The organism is Pseudomonas citronellolis, from assembly GCF_900112375.1.
Classification (GTDB): Bacteria; Pseudomonadota; Gammaproteobacteria; order Pseudomonadales; family Pseudomonadaceae; genus Pseudomonas; species Pseudomonas citronellolis.
The window spans coordinates 37,025-53,814 of record NZ_FOLS01000044.1 but is presented as its reverse complement, the minus strand read 5'-3'; the positions used below and the strand labels follow the sequence as shown (position 1 = coordinate 53,814).

Annotated in this window: 15 protein-coding genes and 1 pseudogene; 13 read left to right on the top strand and 3 right to left on the bottom strand. The window is 66.5% G+C overall.

What is annotated here, in order from left to right; all coding sequences use genetic code 11:
* Positions 1-281, top strand: a pseudogene (locus BM060_RS33085) (IS481 family transposase); the annotation flags it as partial.
* Between the two features lie 308 nt (positions 282-589).
* Here the strand turns inward: BM060_RS33085 and metK are convergent.
* Together metK and BM060_RS29330 are read right to left on the bottom strand one after the other, a co-directional pair.
* A complete protein-coding gene (metK, locus tag BM060_RS29335) occupies positions 590-1,780 on the bottom strand; it encodes a methionine adenosyltransferase (RefSeq protein ID WP_058070747.1) in 1,191 nt (396 codons plus the stop codon).
* A gap of 16 nt (positions 1,781-1,796) precedes the next feature.
* Complete coding sequence (locus tag BM060_RS29330) at positions 1,797-2,798, bottom strand: ArsR/SmtB family transcription factor (protein ID WP_074985626.1); 1,002 nt, start codon at positions 2,796-2,798, stop codon at positions 1,797-1,799.
* Positions 2,799-3,089: 291 nt separating this feature from the next.
* On the opposite strand from BM060_RS29330, the gene tkt reads away from it, so the two are divergent.
* From tkt to BM060_RS29290, 8 genes are all read left to right on the top strand, one after another.
* Entirely contained in the window at positions 3,090-5,087 is a 1,998-nt protein-coding gene (gene tkt / locus BM060_RS29325) for a transketolase (protein WP_074985623.1), read from the top strand.
* A 112-nt stretch (positions 5,088-5,199) separates the two neighbouring features.
* Positions 5,200-6,249 carry an erythrose-4-phosphate dehydrogenase gene (epd, locus tag BM060_RS29320; RefSeq protein ID WP_074985620.1) on the top strand — a complete coding sequence of 350 codons (1,050 nt, stop codon included), beginning with the start codon at positions 5,200-5,202 and terminating at the stop codon, positions 6,247-6,249.
* 27 nt (positions 6,250-6,276) lie between these two features.
* Positions 6,277-7,440: a phosphoglycerate kinase gene (locus BM060_RS29315; protein WP_074985618.1), complete on the top strand. Its 1,164-nt coding sequence runs from the start codon at positions 6,277-6,279 to the stop codon at positions 7,438-7,440.
* Positions 7,441-7,556: 116 nt separating this feature from the next.
* Positions 7,557-7,898 carry an MliC family protein gene (locus BM060_RS29310; protein ID WP_074985615.1) on the top strand — a complete coding sequence of 114 codons (342 nt, stop codon included), beginning with the start codon at positions 7,557-7,559 and terminating at the stop codon, positions 7,896-7,898.
* 93 nt (positions 7,899-7,991) lie between these two features.
* A complete protein-coding gene (fba, locus tag BM060_RS29305) occupies positions 7,992-9,056 on the top strand; it encodes a class II fructose-bisphosphate aldolase (RefSeq protein ID WP_074985612.1) in 1,065 nt (354 codons plus the stop codon).
* A 71-nt stretch (positions 9,057-9,127) separates the two neighbouring features.
* A complete protein-coding gene (locus BM060_RS29300; protein WP_074985610.1) occupies positions 9,128-9,550 on the top strand; it encodes a hypothetical protein in 423 nt (140 codons plus the stop codon).
* Between the two features lie 43 nt (positions 9,551-9,593).
* The gene (locus BM060_RS29295) at positions 9,594-10,364 is read left to right on the top strand and encodes a class I SAM-dependent methyltransferase (RefSeq protein ID WP_074985607.1); all 771 of its coding nucleotides are present in this window, start codon (positions 9,594-9,596) and stop codon (positions 10,362-10,364) included.
* A 61-nt stretch (positions 10,365-10,425) separates the two neighbouring features.
* Entirely contained in the window at positions 10,426-10,917 is a 492-nt protein-coding gene (locus BM060_RS29290) for a M48 metallopeptidase family protein (RefSeq protein ID WP_074985605.1), read from the top strand.
* A gap of 411 nt (positions 10,918-11,328) precedes the next feature.
* Here the strand turns inward: BM060_RS29290 and BM060_RS29285 are convergent, their stop codons facing one another.
* A complete protein-coding gene (locus BM060_RS29285; RefSeq protein ID WP_074985602.1) occupies positions 11,329-13,761 on the bottom strand; it encodes a penicillin-binding protein 1A in 2,433 nt (810 codons plus the stop codon).
* Positions 13,762-13,946: 185 nt separating this feature from the next.
* Between BM060_RS29285 and BM060_RS29280 the strand changes: the two genes are divergently transcribed.
* The 4 genes from BM060_RS29280 to pilP are packed head-to-tail and all read left to right on the top strand — an operon-like array spanning position 13,947 to position 16,784.
* Positions 13,947-15,011 (top strand): pilus assembly protein PilM, encoded by a 1,065-nt coding sequence (locus BM060_RS29280; RefSeq protein WP_074985600.1) that lies wholly within the window; start codon positions 13,947-13,949, stop codon positions 15,009-15,011.
* Positions 15,011-15,610: a type 4a pilus biogenesis protein PilN gene (gene pilN, locus BM060_RS29275; RefSeq protein WP_009613648.1), complete on the top strand. Its 600-nt coding sequence runs from the start codon at positions 15,011-15,013 to the stop codon at positions 15,608-15,610. The genes BM060_RS29280 and pilN overlap by 1 nt, the downstream gene beginning before the upstream one ends.
* A complete protein-coding gene (pilO, locus tag BM060_RS29270) occupies positions 15,607-16,263 on the top strand; it encodes a type 4a pilus biogenesis protein PilO (protein WP_009613645.1) in 657 nt (218 codons plus the stop codon). The genes pilN and pilO overlap by 4 nt, the downstream gene beginning before the upstream one ends.
* Entirely contained in the window at positions 16,260-16,784 is a 525-nt protein-coding gene (gene pilP / locus BM060_RS29265; protein WP_074985598.1) for a type 4a pilus biogenesis lipoprotein PilP, read from the top strand. The genes pilO and pilP overlap by 4 nt, the downstream gene beginning before the upstream one ends.
* Positions 16,785-16,790 lie beyond the last annotated feature (6 nt).

Here is a 16,790-nt window from a genome sequence, read left to right as displayed (position 1 = left end):
GTCCGCATCAGGCGCTGGGCCAGAAGCCGCCCTTGACGCGTTACCGGAGCAGCCCCAGGCCATACCCGGAAAAGTTGCTGGAAGTGGAGTACGAGCCCGGCGAGCGGGTGCTGACGGTACATACCAAGGGCCAGATTCGCCTCGATGGCCGAATGGTATTCGTCAGCGAAGGTCTGGCGGGTGAGCGAGTCGCCATCCGCCCCGCCAAGGAGGATGGCGTACTCGACATCATTTTCATCAACAAAACGGTCCGGCAGGTCGACCTCAGGCAGCCGGAGTGACCATGGGAAACCGTTACCCATGTGTCCCGACAGGCGTTACCTATGTGTCCCGGCAGAACACTTGCGAAACCCATGCGGTTGCGCTGATGGGTATCGCTTCGCTCAACCCATCCTACGAAAAGCCATGCTCGCTCATGCGGTAGGAGACTCTGTCCGCGATGGGATTGAGGTCGGAGCGAAGAACAGGATGCGTGCGCGAAGCCATGGCCCACCCCATACGAAAAATGCCGTTTCCCCCAGACAGAGAAACGGCATTCTTTCTTACCGTGAACGGCCCACCGGAGTGGGGCTATTCCGTCGGGCGAACCTTACAGGCCAGCCGCGTCACGCAGGGCGGCAGCCTTGTCGGTGCGCTCCCAGGTGAAGGCGGTGAAGGTATCGTCACCGTAGGTCAGCTCATACGGATTGCGACCGAAGTGACCATAGGCCGCAGTCGGCTGGTACATCGGGTGCAGCAGGTCGAGCATCTTGGTGATCGCGTACGGACGCAGGTCGAAGTGCTCGCGGACCAGTTGGACGATCTTCTCGTCGCTGATCTTGCCGGTGCCGAAGGTGTTCACCGAGATGGAGGTCGGCTGGGCCACGCCGATGGCGTAGGACACCTGGATCTCGCAACGCTCGGCCAGGCCGGCGGCAACGATGTTCTTGGCCACGTAGCGGCCGGCGTAGGCAGCCGAACGGTCGACCTTGGACGGGTCCTTGCCGGAGAAGGCGCCGCCGCCGTGGCGGGCCATGCCGCCGTAGGAGTCGACGATGATCTTGCGCCCGGTCAGGCCGCAGTCGCCCACCGGCCCGCCGATGACGAAGTTGCCGGTCGGGTTGATGTGGAACTGGGTGTCCTTGTGCAGCAGCTCGGCCGGCAGCACGTGCTTGATGATCAGTTCCATCACGCCTTCGCGCAGGTCGGCGTAGGAGACGTCCGGGTTGTGCTGGGTGGACAGCACGATGGCGTCGATGCCGACCACCTTGCCGCCTTCGTAGCGGCAGGTGACCTGGCTCTTGGCGTCCGGGCGCAGCCACGGCAGCAGGCCGGACTTGCGTGCTTCGGCCTGGCGCTCGACCAGGCGGTGGGAGAAGCAGATCGGCGCCGGCATCAGCACGTCGGTCTCGTTGCTGGCGTAGCCGAACATCAGGCCCTGGTCACCGGCGCCCTGGTCTTCGGGCTTGGCGCGGTCGACGCCCTGGTTGATGTCCACCGACTGCTTGCCGATGATGTTCAGCACGCCGCAGGTGGCGCCGTCGAAGCCGACGTCGGAGCTGTTGTAGCCGATGTCGATGATGACCTTGCGCACCAGGTCTTCGAGGTCGACCCAGGCCGAGGTGGTGACTTCGCCGGCGATGATGGCGACGCCGGTCTTCACCAGGGTCTCGCAGGCCACGCGGGCGTACTTGTCCTTGGCGATGATGGCGTCCAGCACCGCGTCGGAGATCTGGTCGGCGATCTTGTCCGGATGGCCTTCGGATACGGATTCGGAGGTGAAAATCGAGTATTCGCTCATCTAACGGTTCCTGTCTTTACCGGTGGGTGAGGACGCTTCGCGAATCCGGCTTGGCGAAATGCCGCACCTGGATCTGAAAGCCATTACGTAAACCAATGTACAAGCTCTCGCCGGGGGCGAGCCCCGCGGCATCGGCCCAAAGGGCCAGGTCTTCCTGTTCGAACCCCAGCCAGAGGTCCCCGCAGGCTTCGCGGGCCCAGCTCTGGTCGTGGCTGCACAGTTCGGTCACCAGCAGGCTGCCGCCCGGCTTCACCAGGCGCGCCAGCTGGCGCAGGGCCTCGGCGGGCGCCGCGAAATGGTGCAGCACCATGTTCAGCACCACGCAGTCGGCCGGTTCGGCGGCGTCCTGCAGAGCGTCGGCCAGGTCCAGCCGCACGTTCGTCAGCCCTGCCTCCAGGCAGCGCCGGCGGGCCAGGTCGAGCATGGCCACGCTGTTGTCCAGCGCGGTCACCCGCGCGAAACGCCGGGCCAGCTCGGGGAGGAATCCGCCGTCGCCGGGGCCGACTTCCAGCGCCGTGGCGCCGGGGGCGAAGCTCAGTGCGTCGAGCAGCGCCAGAACACTTTCACGGTATTGCGGCAGCCCTGCGATCAGGTCCTGCGTGGCCTGGAACTTCTCTGCGCTGCGGGCGAAGTAGTCGCGGCTCACCGCGGCGCGCTGGGCATGCACCGCGGCGACGCGGGCGTCCACCTCGGGCGGCAGCGCCAGCTCGTCCACTTCCGCCAGCAGCGCCCCGTGCAGCTTGCCGCCGAGGTTGTCGGCCTGGGGCAGGGCGCGGCGGTAGAAGATCGCGTTGCCTTCGCGGCGCGTCGCCACCAGGCCGGCCTGGGCCAGCACCTTCAGGTGGTGGCTCATGCCCGACTGGCGGATGGCGAAGATCTGCGCCAGCTCCAGCACGCCGAACGAATCGTTGGCCAGCACCCGCAGCACGTTCAGCCGCAGCGGGTCACCGCCGGCCTTGCACAGCGCGGCCAGCTCGTCGCAGGCATCGTGGCGGATCAGGGGCATGCGCAGGCTCATAGGGGGCGGAGTCTAGAGCCCCGGGAGGATGGTGGCAACGGCTGTATCAAAAAGTTTTGATATTGGAGACGGAAGGTAGCGACAAGCTGTAAGCGGCAAGCCGCAAGCAAGGGCGGGGAGGGCGCGCGGGCCAAACGCAGGAGTTTGCAGTTTGAAGCTTGGAGCTTGTGGCTTGCCGCTTCGGAACCGGCCGCCCGATTGTCATTGCCCCGCGATGGCCGGCTGGGCGAAAATGGCCGCCTTTTTTCATCCCTTCGATCAATCGAAGCAGCCCCCGCAGGAGATTCAGCGATGCCCAGCCGTCGTGAGCGAGCCAATGCCATCCGCGCACTGAGCATGGATGCCGTGCAGAAAGCCAACAGCGGCCACCCCGGCGCCCCCATGGGGATGGCGGACATCGCCGAAGTGCTCTGGCGCGACTTCCTCAGGCACAACCCGGGCAACCCGCAGTGGGCCGACCGCGACCGCTTCGTGCTGTCCAACGGCCACGGCTCGATGCTGATCTACTCGCTGCTGCACCTGACCGGCTACGACCTGGGCATCGAGGACCTGAAGAACTTCCGCCAGCTCAACTCGCGCACCCCGGGCCACCCGGAGTACGGCTACACCGCCGGCGTCGAGACCACCACCGGCCCGCTCGGCCAGGGCATCGCCAACGCCGTGGGCATGGCCCTGGCGGAGAAGGTGCTGGCCGCGCAGTTCAACCGCGAAGGCCACGGCATCGTTGACCACTACACCTACGCCTTCCTCGGCGATGGCTGCATGATGGAAGGCATCTCCCACGAGGTCGCCTCCCTGGCCGGCACCCTGCGCCTGAACAAGCTGATCGCCTTCTACGACGACAACGGCATCTCCATCGACGGCGAGGTCCACGGCTGGTTCACCGACGACACCCCGAAGCGCTTCGAGGCCTACGGCTGGCAGGTGATCCGCAACGTCGACGGCCATGACGCCGACGAGATCAAGACCGCCATCGAGACCGCGCGCAAGAGCGACGCCCCGACGCTGATCTGCTGCAAGACCATCATCGGCTTCGGCTCGCCCAACAAGCAGGGCAAGGAAGAAAGCCACGGCGCCGCCCTGGGCGTCGACGAAGTGGCCGCCACCCGCGCTGCGCTGGGCTGGAACCACGGCCCGTTCGAAGTCCCCGCCGAGATCTACGCCGAGTGGAGCGCCAAGGAAACCGGCGCCGCCCGCGAGGCCGAGTGGAACCAGCGCTTCGCCGCCTACCAGGCCGCGCACCCGGAACTGGCCGCCGAGTTCCAGCGCCGCGTCAAGGGCGAACTGCCGGCCGACTTCGCCGAGCAGGCCGCGGCCTACGTCGCCGAAGTCGCCGCCAAGGGCGAGACCATCGCCAGCCGCAAGGCCAGCCAGAACGCGCTGAATGCCTTCGGCCCGCTGCTGCCGGAACTGCTCGGCGGCTCCGCCGACCTGGCCGGTTCCAACCTGACCCTGTGGAAGGGCTGCAAGGGCGTGACCCCCACCGACGCCTCGGGCAACTACGTGTTCTACGGCGTGCGCGAGTTCGGCATGAGCGCCATCATGAACGGCGTGGCCCTGCACGGCGGCTTCATCCCCTACGGCGCGACCTTCCTGATCTTCATGGAGTACGCCCGCAACGCCGTGCGCATGTCCGCCCTGATGAAGCAGCGCGTGCTCTACGTGTTCACCCACGACTCCATCGGCCTGGGCGAGGACGGCCCGACCCACCAGCCCATCGAGCAACTGGCCAGCCTGCGCCTGACGCCGAACCTGGACACCTGGCGCCCGGCCGACGCGGTCGAATCCGCGGTGGCCTGGAAATACGCCATCGAGCGCAACGACGGTCCCTCGGCGCTGATCTTCAGCCGCCAGAACCTGCCGCACCAGGCGCGCGACGCCGAGCAGCTGGCCAACGTCGCCCGCGGCGGCTACGTGCTCAAGGACTGCGCCGGCGAGCCGGAGCTGATCCTGATCGCCACCGGCTCGGAAGTCGGCCTGGCCGTGCAGGCCTACGACAAGCTGAGCGCAGAAGGCCGCCAGGTGCGCGTGGTCTCCATGCCCTCCACCAGCGTCTTCGAGCAGCAGGACGCCGGCTACAAGCAGGCCGTGCTGCCGGTGCAGGTCGGCGCGCGCATCGCCATCGAGGCCGCCCACGCCGACTACTGGTACAAGTACGTGGGCCTGGAAGGCCGCGTGATCGGCATGACCACCTTCGGCGAGTCGGCCCCGGCGCCGGCGCTGTTCGAGCACTTCGGCTTCACCGTCGAGAACGTGCTCGCGGTTGCCGAAGAACTCCTGGAAGACTGAAAAGACGCTGGAGGCTGGAGGCTGAAGGCTGGACGACAAGCGGCGCCGAGCTGCTGTTTCGTCCAGCCTTCAGCCTTCAGCTTTCGAGCGGCTTGTGATTAGGCAGGCCCGAATGCCCCGGAATCCGTCCTACCGTGTCGCCCTCAATGGCTACGGCCGCATCGGCCGCTGCGTGTTCCGCGCCCTGCACGAGCGCGGCGCGAAGGCCGGCTTTTCCATCGTCGCGCTGAACGACCTGGCCGACCTGCCGAGCCTGGAATACCTGACCCGCTTCGACTCCACCCACGGCCGCTTTCCCGGCGAGGTGAGCGTGGCCGACGGCTGCCTGCACGTCGGCGGCGACTGCGTGAAGGTGCTGCGCCAGGCCGAGCCCGAGGCCATCGACTGGGCGGCGCTGGACCTCGACCTGGTGCTGGAATGCTCCGGCGTCTACCACAGCCGCGCCGATGGCCAGCGCTTCCTTGCCGCCGGCGCGCCGCGGGTGCTGTTCTCCCAACCCATGGCCAGCGAGGCCGACGTCGACGCCACCGTGGTCTTCGGCATCAACCAGCAGCAACTGTCCGGCGCCGAGAAGCTGGTCTCCAACGCTTCCTGCACCACCAACTGCAGCGTGCCGCTGCTCAAGCTGCTGAACGAGGCCGTGGGCATCGAGTACGTCTCGATCACCACCATCCACTCGGCGATGAACGACCAGCCGGTAATCGACGCCTACCACCACGAGGACCTGCGCCGCACGCGCTCGGCCTTCCAGTCGGTGATCCCGGTGTCGACGGGGCTGGCGCGGGGCATCGAGCGCCTGCTCCCGGAACTTGCCGGGCGAATCCAGGCCAAAGCCATCCGGGTGCCGACGGTGAACGTCTCGGCCCTGGACATCACCCTGCAGGTTTCCCGCGACACTTCCGCTGCGGAGATCAACAGGGTGCTGCGCGAGGCCGCCGGCAGCGGGCCGCTCAAGGGCCTGCTGAACTACACCGAGCTGCCCCACGCCAGTTGCGACTTCAACCACGACCCGCACTCGGCGATCGTCGACGGCAGCCAGACCCGCGTTTCCGGGCCGCGCCTGGTGAACCTGCTGGCCTGGTTCGACAACGAGTGGGGCTTCGCCAACCGCATGCTCGACACCGCGGGGCACTTCCTGCGGGTCGCCGCCAGTGAACGTTAAACAACCAGCCCAGACAGGACTGATGTCATGACCGTTTTGAAGATGACCGACCTCGACCTCCAAGGTAAGCGCGTGCTGATCCGCGAGGACCTCAACGTGCCGGTGAAGGACGGCGTGGTGAAGAGCGACGCCCGCATCCTGGCCTCGCTGCCCACCATCAAGCTGGCCCTGGAGAAGGGCGCGGCGGTGATGGTCTGCTCGCACCTGGGCCGCCCCACCGAGGGCGAGTTCTCCGAGGAGAACAGCCTCAAGCCGGTCGCCGACTACCTGAGCAAGGCCCTGGGCCGCGATGTGCCGCTGGTGCGCGACTACCTCGACGGTGTCGAGGTCAAGCCGGGCGAGCTGGTGCTGTTCGAGAACGTGCGCTTCAACAAGGGCGAGAAGAAGAACGCCGACGAGCTGGCGCAGAAGTACGCCGCGCTGTGCGACGTCTTCGTCATGGACGCCTTCGGCACCGCCCACCGCGCCGAGGGCTCGACCCACGGCGTGGCCAAGTTCGCCAAGGTCGCCGCGGCCGGCCCACTGCTGGCCGCCGAGCTGGACGCCCTGGGCAAGGCCCTGGGCAACCCGGCGCGGCCGATGGCGGCCATCGTCGCCGGCTCCAAGGTTTCCACCAAGCTCGACGTGCTCAACAGCCTGGCGCAGATCTGCGACCAGCTGATCGTCGGCGGCGGCATCGCCAACACCTTCCTCGCCGCGGCCGGCTACAAGGTCGGCAAGTCGCTGTACGAGGCCGACCTGGTCGACACCGCCAAGGCCATCGCGGCCAAGGTCAGCGTGCCGCTGCCGGTCGACGTCGTCGTGGCCAAGGAATTCGCCGAAAGCGCCGCCGCCACCGTCAAGGCCATCGCCGACGTCGCCGACGACGACATGATCCTCGACATCGGCCCGCAGACTGCCGCGCAGTTCGCCGAGCTGCTGAAGTCGTCGAAGACCATCCTGTGGAACGGCCCGGTGGGCGTCTTCGAGTTCGACCAGTTCGGCGAAGGCACCAGGACCCTGGCCCTGGCCATCGCCGAGAGCCCGGCATTCTCCATCGCCGGCGGCGGCGATACCCTGGCGGCCATCGACAAATATGGCATTGGCGAGCGGATCTCCTACATTTCCACCGGTGGCGGCGCCTTCCTCGAGTTCGTCGAAGGCAAGGTCCTGCCGGCCGTGGAAGTGCTGGAGCAGCGCGCCAAGCAGTAAGCCTGGCGGCGTCCGCCCCCAACCGACAAGCCGGTGAAATGCCCCTGAACCGGGGCGTTGGGGCGGCGCGGGGCTGAATGGACATACGGCATCGCCGTGAGAGGGAGAATTGCCCGATGAAGCGTTACCTCGCCGCCCTGGCCCTGGGCGCCCTGCTGGCCGGTTGCTCCAGCCACCCCGCGGGAAGCGGCGCCGGCACCGCCAAAGGCGGCTGGAACCACTGGACCTGCGACAGCGGCGCCGTGGTGATCTGGCGCTACGTCGAAGGCGCCCGCTCGTCGGTGGTGGACCTGCGCCTGGGCGAGGACGACGTCGTCCATCACCTGGAGGAGGAACCCGGCGGGTCCGGTGCTTTCTATAGCGATGGACTGGTCGGCTTCAGCGTCACCGGCGAGCAGGGGCTGATCTACTGGGTGGAGAGCAACGACCTGATCGGCCGTGGCTGCCGCGCACGCTAGAACCGCGCGGCGCAACAGACTTGAATGCGGCCTGCCCCTGCGGCAGGCTGTCGAACCATAGAACGAGCCCAACTTCCTGGGAGAAGTGAAAACATGGCACTCATCAGCATGCGCCAAATGCTGGACCACGCCGCCGAGTTCGGCTACGGCGTCCCGGCTTTCAACGTCAACAACCTCGAGCAGATGCGCGCCATCATGGAAGCGGCCGACAAGACCGACTCCCCGGTGATCGTGCAGGCCTCGGCCGGCGCCCGCAAATACGCCGGCGCGCCCTTCCTGCGCCACCTGATCCTGGCGGCCATCGAAGAATTCCCGCACATCCCGGTGTGCATGCACCAGGACCACGGCACCAGCCCTGACGTGTGCCAGCGCTCCATCCAGCTGGGCTTCAGCTCGGTGATGATGGACGGCTCGCTGAAGGAAGACGGCAAGACCCCGGCCGACTACGAATACAACGTCCGCGTGACCCAGCAGACCGTGGCCTTCGCCCATGCCTGCGGCGTGTCCGTGGAAGGTGAGCTGGGCTGCCTGGGCTCCCTGGAAACCGGCATGGCCGGCGAGGAAGACGGCGTCGGCGCCGAAGGCGTGCTGGACCACAGCCAACTGCTGACCGACCCGGAAGAAGCCGCCGACTTCGTCAAGAAAACCAAGGTCGATGCCCTGGCCATCGCCATCGGCACCAGCCACGGCGCCTACAAGTTCACCAAGCCGCCGACCGGCGACATCCTCGCCATCGACCGCATCAAGGCGATCCACGCGCGCATCCCGGGCACCCACCTGGTGATGCACGGCTCCTCTTCGGTGCCGCAGGACTGGCTGGCGATCATCAACGAATTCGGCGGCGAAATCCCGGAAACCTACGGCGTTCCGGTGGAAGAAATCGTCGAAGGCATCAAGTACGGCGTGCGCAAGGTGAACATCGACACCGACCTGCGCCTGGCCTCCACCGGCGCCATCCGTCGCTTCCTGGCGCAGAACAAGAGCGAGTTCGACCCGCGCAAGTACTTCGCCAAGACCATCGAAGCCATGCGCGACGTGTGCATCGCCCGCTACGAAGCCTTCGGCACCGCCGGCCACGCCTCCAAGATCAAGCCGATCTCCCTGGAAGGCATGTTCCAGCGCTACGCCAAGGGCGAGCTGGAGCCGAAGATCAACTGATCCGGCCCCGCCCCTGAAGAGCCCCGCCCTGGCGGGGCTCTTTCGTATCCACGCCAGACACAGAGGCTGCCATGCGTCGGCTCATCCCCCTGCTGATGTTCCTGCTCGCCGGCTGCGCCGCGCAGCCGCCCGGCACGCCCGCACCCGCCGCAGCCCCTGCGCCGCGAGCGCCGGCGGTCGACCTGCCGGCGGATGCGCAGAACTGCCTGAGCCACACCGAGTGCACGTTGAAGACCTCGCGCTCGCTACTGTTCGTCTTCGACTACGCCGCGGCCGGCGCGCCCCTGGTGGTCAGCGAAGGCCGCCTGCTGAGCACCCCGGAGAAGGCGCCAAGCAAGGGCTGGCCGGCATTGCGCATCCAGCTCGCCGAGCCCGACGGCGGGCGCTTCGAGTTCCACAGCCAGTGCCGGCAGAAGCGCTGCCGGATCAGCGAGGCCAGGCTGCTCGCCTGCTACCGCGACTACCTGGAAGGCAAGGCCTGCCGCCTGCGCTGAGTGTGCTATACCGGAGGGCGATCCCCTACAGGAGAGCCGTTCCATGGACAGCGTCCACGCCAGCGCCCAGCAGGGCTTCGGCCAGGAGGCCGAGACCTACGCCCACGGGCGTCCCGAATATCCCGACGAGCTGCTCGGCTGGCTCGACGGCAGCCTCGGCATCCATGCCGGCAGCAAGGTGGTCGACCTTGGGGCCGGCACCGGCAAGTTCACCCGCCTGCTGCTGCGCACCGGCGCCGAGGTGGCCGCCATCGAGCCGGTGGCGGCCATGCGCGAGCGCCTGCACCAGGAACTGCCCGACGTGCGCGTGCTGGAAGGCACGGCCCGGGGCATGCCGCTGGCCGACGCCAGCCTGGACGCGGTGCTCTGCGCCCAGGCCTTCCACTGGTTCGCCAACCCCGAGGCGCTGCGCGAGATCCACCGTGTGCTGCGCCCGCGCGGCCATCTGGGCCTGGTGTGGAACGTGCGCGACGAGCGGGTGGATTGGGTCGCCGAACTGACCCACATAGTCGCGCCCTACGAGGGCAGCACCCCGCGCTTCCACACCGGCGAATGGCGCCGGGCCTTCGCCGGCGCGCCCTTCGGCCCGCTGCAGCTGCGCGAGTTCAGCTACCGCCACGTCGGCCCGGCGGAGCAGGTGATAGTGGCGCGGACAATGTCGATCAGCTTCATCGCCGCGCTGCCGGCGGAACAGAAGGCGCGGGTCGAGCAGCGCCTGCGCGAGCTGATCGCCACCCACCCGGCCCTCAAGGACCAGGCCGAGGTGGCCTTCCCCTACCGCACCGAAGCCTATTCGGCGGTGGTGCTGGACTGAGCCTGCGAAGGGGCGCGTGGATCGGCTAGACTGCGCGCCCCGTCACCGCGAACCGATCTCCATGCAACCGCTCCGCTACCTCCAGGCCTACCCGCAACAGCTGCAGGACCAGGTCCGCCAGTTGATTGCCGAGGACCGCCTGGGCGAGTACCTGCAGCGCCGCTACCCCGGGCGCCACGAGGTGCAGAGCGACAAGGCGCTGTACGCCTACGCCATGCAGCTCAAGCAGGAGCACATGCGCAACGCGCCGGCGGTGGACAAGGTGCTCTACGACAGCAAGCTGGACGTGGTGCAGCGCGCCCTGGGGCTGAACACCGCGATCTCGCGGGTGCAGGGCGGCAAGCTGAAGGCGAAGAAGGAAATCCGCGTGGCCTCGCTGTTCAAGGACGCGGCGCCGGAATTCCTCAGGATGATCCTGGTGCACGAACTGGCGCACCTGCGCGAGCGCGACCACAACAAGGCCTTCTACCAGCTCTGCGAATACATGCTGCCGGGCTATCACCAGTTGGAATTCGACCTGCGCGTCTACCTGACCTGGCGCGAACTGGGCTGAACTCCCGGCGCCTAGACTGGGTTGCCGCGGGAAGCTCCCGGCGATCGGATGGGGTTCGACCGCGCAGGAGCCTTCCCCCGCCGCATCCGGAGAGTAATCAAAAGGCTTGGCATATTGCCATCAGTCTTTTCGGAATTTTTTCCCATTTGGGGGAAAATCGTCGCGGACGTAGGGCGCGCCATTCCCATGTAGGAGCAACTGTCTCACCGACTGCGCCGAGCTGCTTTTCGTAGGATGGGTTGAGCTTGCGAAACCCATGCGGTTGCGCTGATGGGTATCGCTTCGCTCAACACCATCCTACGAAAAGCCACGTTCGCTCATGCCGTAGGAGCGGATTCATCCGCGATCCGTTCCACGAAAAACGCCGTCCCCCTCAGGAGAACGGCGTTCCCGTAAAACCAGCGCTCGCGATCAGAACAGATCCATCGGCGCGCCTTCGTCGGCCGGCAGCGGCGTGCCCGGCGCGCCGCTGCCCAGTTCGCTCATGGGCGGCGGGGTGTCTTCGCTCTTGAACAGCTCGAAGTAGGCGCCCGGCGTGCCCGGCGGCGCGGCGCGGCCGCTGAGCGGGTCGATGCGCAGGCTGACCAGGCCGGAGGGCTCGGGCAGCGTGTGCGAGGGCTTGTCCTTGAGCGCCGCGCCCATGTAGCGCATCCAGATCGGCAGCGCCACGTTGCCGCCGAACTCGCGGCGGCCGAGGCTTTCCGGCTGGTCGAAGCCGACCCACACGGTGGTCATGTAGTCGGCGTTGAAGCCGGAGAACCAGGCGTCCTTGGAGTCGTTGGTGGTGCCGGTCTTGCCCGCCAGGTCGTCGCGCTTGAGGGCCAGGGCGCGGCGGCCGGTGCCGCGCTTGATCACGTCCTGCAGCATGCTGGTCATGATGTAGGCGGTGCGGGCGTCGATGATGCGCTCGGCCGGCGTCGGCTCGATGGTGGTCCTGGCGTGGGCCGGGTCGTTGTCCTCCACCGGCGCGGCGACGGGCTGCGCGGCATCCTTGTCGGCGACCTGCGGGTTGTCTTCCACCGGCACGCTGGGCGGGTTGGCCTGGAACAGCACCTGGCCGTCGCGGCTTTCGATGCGGTCAACCACGTAGGGGCTGATCTTGTAGCCGCCGTTGGCGAAGGTGCTCCAGGCGCCGGCGATCTCCAGGGGCGTGAGGGTCGCGGTGCCCAGCGCCATGGACAGGTTCGGCGGCAGTTCCTGGGCATCGAAGCCGAAGCGGCTGATGTACTGGCGCGCGCGCTCCACGCCCAGGGCCTGCAGGGTGCGGATCGACACCATGTTGCGCGACTTGTACAGCGCCTCGCGCAGCGGGATGGGGCCGAGGAAGGTGTTGGTGTCGTTCTTCGGCCGCCAGACCTTGTCCAGGTACTCGTCGACGAACACGATGGGCGCATCGTTGACCAGGCTGGCGGCGGTGAAGCCGTTGTCCAGCGCGCAGCTGTAGATGAACGGCTTGAAGCTGGAGCCGGGCTGGCGCTTGGCCTGGACGGCGCGGTTGTAGCTGCTCTGCTCGAAGGAGAAGCCGCCGACCAGGGCCATGATGGCGCCGTTGTCCGGGTTCAGCGAGACCAGCGCGCTCTGCGCCGCCGGCACCTGGGTCAGGCGCAGGGCGCCGTCGTCCTTGCGCTGCACGCGGATCAGGTCGCCGGGCTGCAGCACGTCGCCGGGCTGGCGCGGCGCCGGGCCCATGCTGTTGCTGCTGAGGAAGGGGCGGGCCCACTTCATGTTGTCCCAACTGATGGTGTCGTCCTTGCCGTCACGGGTGACGACCATCACGCCGCTCTTCTCCACGCGGGTGACGATGGCCGGCTCCAGGCCGCCGATCGGGCGCTGCTGGGCCACCGCCAGGCGCCAGGCGTCCAGCGACTTGCCCGGCATGCGCGCCTCGGGGCCGCGGTAGCCGTGGCGCTGGTCGTATTCCTGGAGGCCTTCGCGCAGGGCGTCGTTGGCGTACTGCTGCAGATCGCTGTGCACCGTGGTGTAGACCCGGTAGCCCTCGGTGTAGGCATTGCCGCCGTAGCGGCCGACCATATCGGCGCGGGCCATCTCGGCGATGTACGGGGCCGCCAGTTCCGGGCTCGCCACGTGGTAGGAAGCTCCCACCGGCTCGGCGACGGCTTCCTGGTAGCGGGCCTGGTCGATGAAGCCGAGCTTGTTCATCCGCTCGAGGATCCAGTTGCGCCGCTCCATGCTGCGCGCCACGTTGGCCAGCGGGTTGTAGCGCGAGGGCGCCTTGGGCAGGCCGGCGATCATCGCCATCTGCGCCAGGCTCAGTTCCTTGATCGACTTGCCGTAGTACACCTGGGCGGCGGCCTCGATGCCGTAGGCGCGGTTGCCGAGGTAGATCTTGTTGACGTACAGCTCGAGGATCTCGTCCTTGGTCAGCTCGCGCTCGATCTGCAGGGCCAGCAGGATCTCGGTGATCTTGCGCGAGAAGCTGCGCTCGTTGGTGAGGAAGTAGTTCTTCGCCACCTGCATGGTGATGGTGCTGCCGCCGGTCTGGATGTGACCGGTCGACAATAATTGCGCGGCAGCGCGCATAAGGCTCTTCACGTCCACGCCATAATGATTGGCGAAATTGTCGTCCTCGGCCGACAGAAGGGCGTGAATGAAATCCGGCGGGATGTCAGCGAAACGGATAGGTGTGCGGCGCATCTCGCCGAACTCTGCTATCAATTTGTTATCACTGCTGTAAACCCGCAACGGAATCTGCAGCTGCACGTTGCGCAGGGCGTCGACCGAAGGCAGGCTGGGGCTCAGGTACAGGTAGGCGCCACTTAAACCGAGCAGCACTCCACAAAAAAGGGTGACGCAAGTCCACCACAGAAACTTCAGCAGGCGCATTGGCAGGTCTTGGATTTCCAGAGAAAAGAGAGAGTTAAGCGAAAGGCGCGGCAAAAAGGGAAAAGCTGATCACATTATAAGCAGTTTTTTTGCCGGCGAGCTATTTGCGCGGGTGTCAAGTCTGGTATCTAATGTCAAAAAACATAAATCGTCCGTAAGTCTCGGATGCTGATAGGAAATCAGTCGTGCTAGGGCTCTTCACTAAGAAAGCGAACACACTGCTGGGGATCGACATCAGTTCGACTTCGGTCAAACTCCTCGAGTTGAGCCGTTCGGGCGGGCGCTACAAGGTAGAGGCCTACGCCGTAGAGCCGCTCCCGCCGAACTCGGTGGTCGAGAAAAACATCGCCGAACTGGAGGGGGTCGGCCAGGCGCTGTCGCGGGTGGTCGCCAAGGCGCGCACCGGCGTGAAGACGGCTGCCGTGGCGGTCGCCGGCTCGGCGGTCATCACCAAGACCATCGAGATGGACGGCGGGCTTTCCGAAGACGAGCTGGAGAACCAGCTCAAGATCGAGGCCGACCAGTACATTCCCTATCCCCTGGAGGAAGTCGCCATCGACTTCGAGGTCCAGGGCGTATCCGCGCGCAATGCCGAGAGCGTCGACGTGCTGCTGGCGGCCTGCCGCAAGGAGAACGTCGAGGTGCGCGAGGCCGCGCTGGCCCTGGCCGGGCTCACCGCCAAGGTGGTGGACGTCGAGGCCTACGCGCTGGAGCGCGCCTTCGGCCTGCTCGGCGACCAGTTGGGCGGCAACGCCGACGAGCTGACCGTCGCGGTGGTCGACATCGGCGCCACCATGACCACCCTCAGCGTCCTCCACCACGGCCGCACCATCTATACCCGCGAGCAGCTGTTCGGCGGGCGCCAGCTCACCGAGGAGATCCAGCGCCGCTACGGCCTGTCGGTGGAGGAAGCCGGCCTTGCCAAGAAGCAGGGCGGTCTTCCGGATGACTACGACAGCGAAGTGTTGCAACCGTTCAAGGATGCGGTGGTGCAGCAGGTTTCGCGCTCCCTGCAGTTCTTCTTCGCCGCGGGCCAGTTCAACGACGTCGACTACATCCTGCTCGCCGGCGGCACGGCTTCCATTCCCGACCTGGACCGGCTCATCCAGCAGAAGATCGGCACCCCGACGCTGGTGGCCAACCCCTTCGCCGACATGGTGCTGAGCAACAAGGTGAATGCCGGGGCGCTGGCCAGTGACGCGCCGGCGCTGATGATTGCCTGCGGTCTGGCGATGAGGAGTTTCGACTGATGGCGCGCATCAACCTACTGCCATGGCGGGAGCAGCTGCGCGAGGAGCGCAAGCAGCGCTTCCTGGTCGCCCTGGGCGGCGTGCTGCTGGTCTCCGGCGGCCTGGTGTTCCTCGGTGACCAGTACTTCAGCTCGGCGATCGAGAACCAGAGCGCGCGCAACGACTTCCTGCGCAAGGAAATCGCCGTGCTGGACGCCCGCATCAAGGAGATCAGCGAGCTGAAGACGCGCCGCCAGCAACTGCTGGAGCGGATGAAGATCATCCAGGACCTGCAGGGCAACCGGCCGATCATCGGGCGCGTCTTCGACCAGCTGGTACGCACCCTGCCCGATGGCGTGTACTACACCGGCCTGAAAATGAACGGCCACACCATCGCCATCGCCGGCGCCGCCGAGTCCAACAACCGCGTGTCCAACCTGATGCGCAACCTGGACGCCTCCGACTGGCTGACCTCGCCCAACCTCACTGAGGTCAAGGCGGTCACCCAGGGCGCCGTCGACCAGGCCAACACCTTCCAGCTCACCGTGCAGCAGACGCAGCCCGGCGAGAAGGTCAAGGAGCAGGAGAAGAAGACAGTCGCGCAAGGAGCCAAGAAATGAGTCTGGCCGATTCCCTGCAAAGCCTGCGCAAGATCGATATCAACGAGCTGGACTTCAACAACGTCGGTTCCTGGCCCGCCGCGGCCAAGGTGATCGCCGGCGCGCTGCTGATGGTGCTGGTGCTGGTGCTCGGCTACCAGTTCCACCTCAAGGACCTGCAAGGCGAGCTGGACCAGCGCCGGGCCGAGGAAGAGACGCTCAAGCAGCAGTTCGGCACCAAGGCCTTCCAGGCGGCCAACCTGGAAGCCTACAAGAACCAGATGAAGGAGATGGAAGAGTCCTTCGGCGCGCTGCTGCGCCAGCTGCCCAGCGACACCGAGGTGCCCGGGCTGCTCGAGGACATCACCCGCACCGGTCTGGGCAGCGGCCTGGAGTTCGAGGAAATCAAGCTGCTGCCGGAAGTCACCCAGCAGTTCTACATCGAGCTGCCGATACAGATCAGCGTGGTCGGCGGCTACCACGACCTGGCGACCTTCGTCAGCGGCGTGGCCAGCCTGCCGCGGATCGTCACCCTGCACGACTTCGAGATCAAACCCGTGAGTGCGGACAGTACCACCAAGCTGCGCATGACCATCGTGGCCAAGACCTACCGCTACAACGACAAGGGCGTGCAGGCCAAGCCGGCGGCCAACAAGGCGGGGGCGAAGAAATGAACAAGCGCCTGATGCTGTGTGGCCTGTTGCTGCTGAGTCTGAATGGTTGCGGTTCGGGTGGCGATTTCGCCGACCTGCAGGCGTACATGGACGAAGTCCGTGCGCGGCCCAAGGGGGCCATCGAGCCCCTGCCCAAGTTCCAGCCCTACGAGGCCTTCACCTACAACGCCTCGTCCCTGCGCAGCCCGTTCCAGCCGCCGGTGAAGATTGACCTGGCGATCAAGCAGAAGGGCTCCAAGGTGGTCAAGCCCGACGAAACGCGGGTCAAGCAGTTCCTCGAAGGTTTCAACATCGAGACCTTCGAGATGGTGGGGACACTGTCCAACCAGGAGGGTACGTTCGCCCTGGTCCGCGGTGCAGGAGGGGTGCACCGGGTCAAGGTGGGGGATTATCTGGGGCGCAACGATGGGAAGATCGTTTCCATCAGCGAAGGCAAGATCGATGTAGTCGAGATCGTTCCTGACGGTGAGGGTGGCTGGCTCGAGCGTCCGCGCAGCCTGACTCTCAAGGAGCGCTCCTAAGGGCGG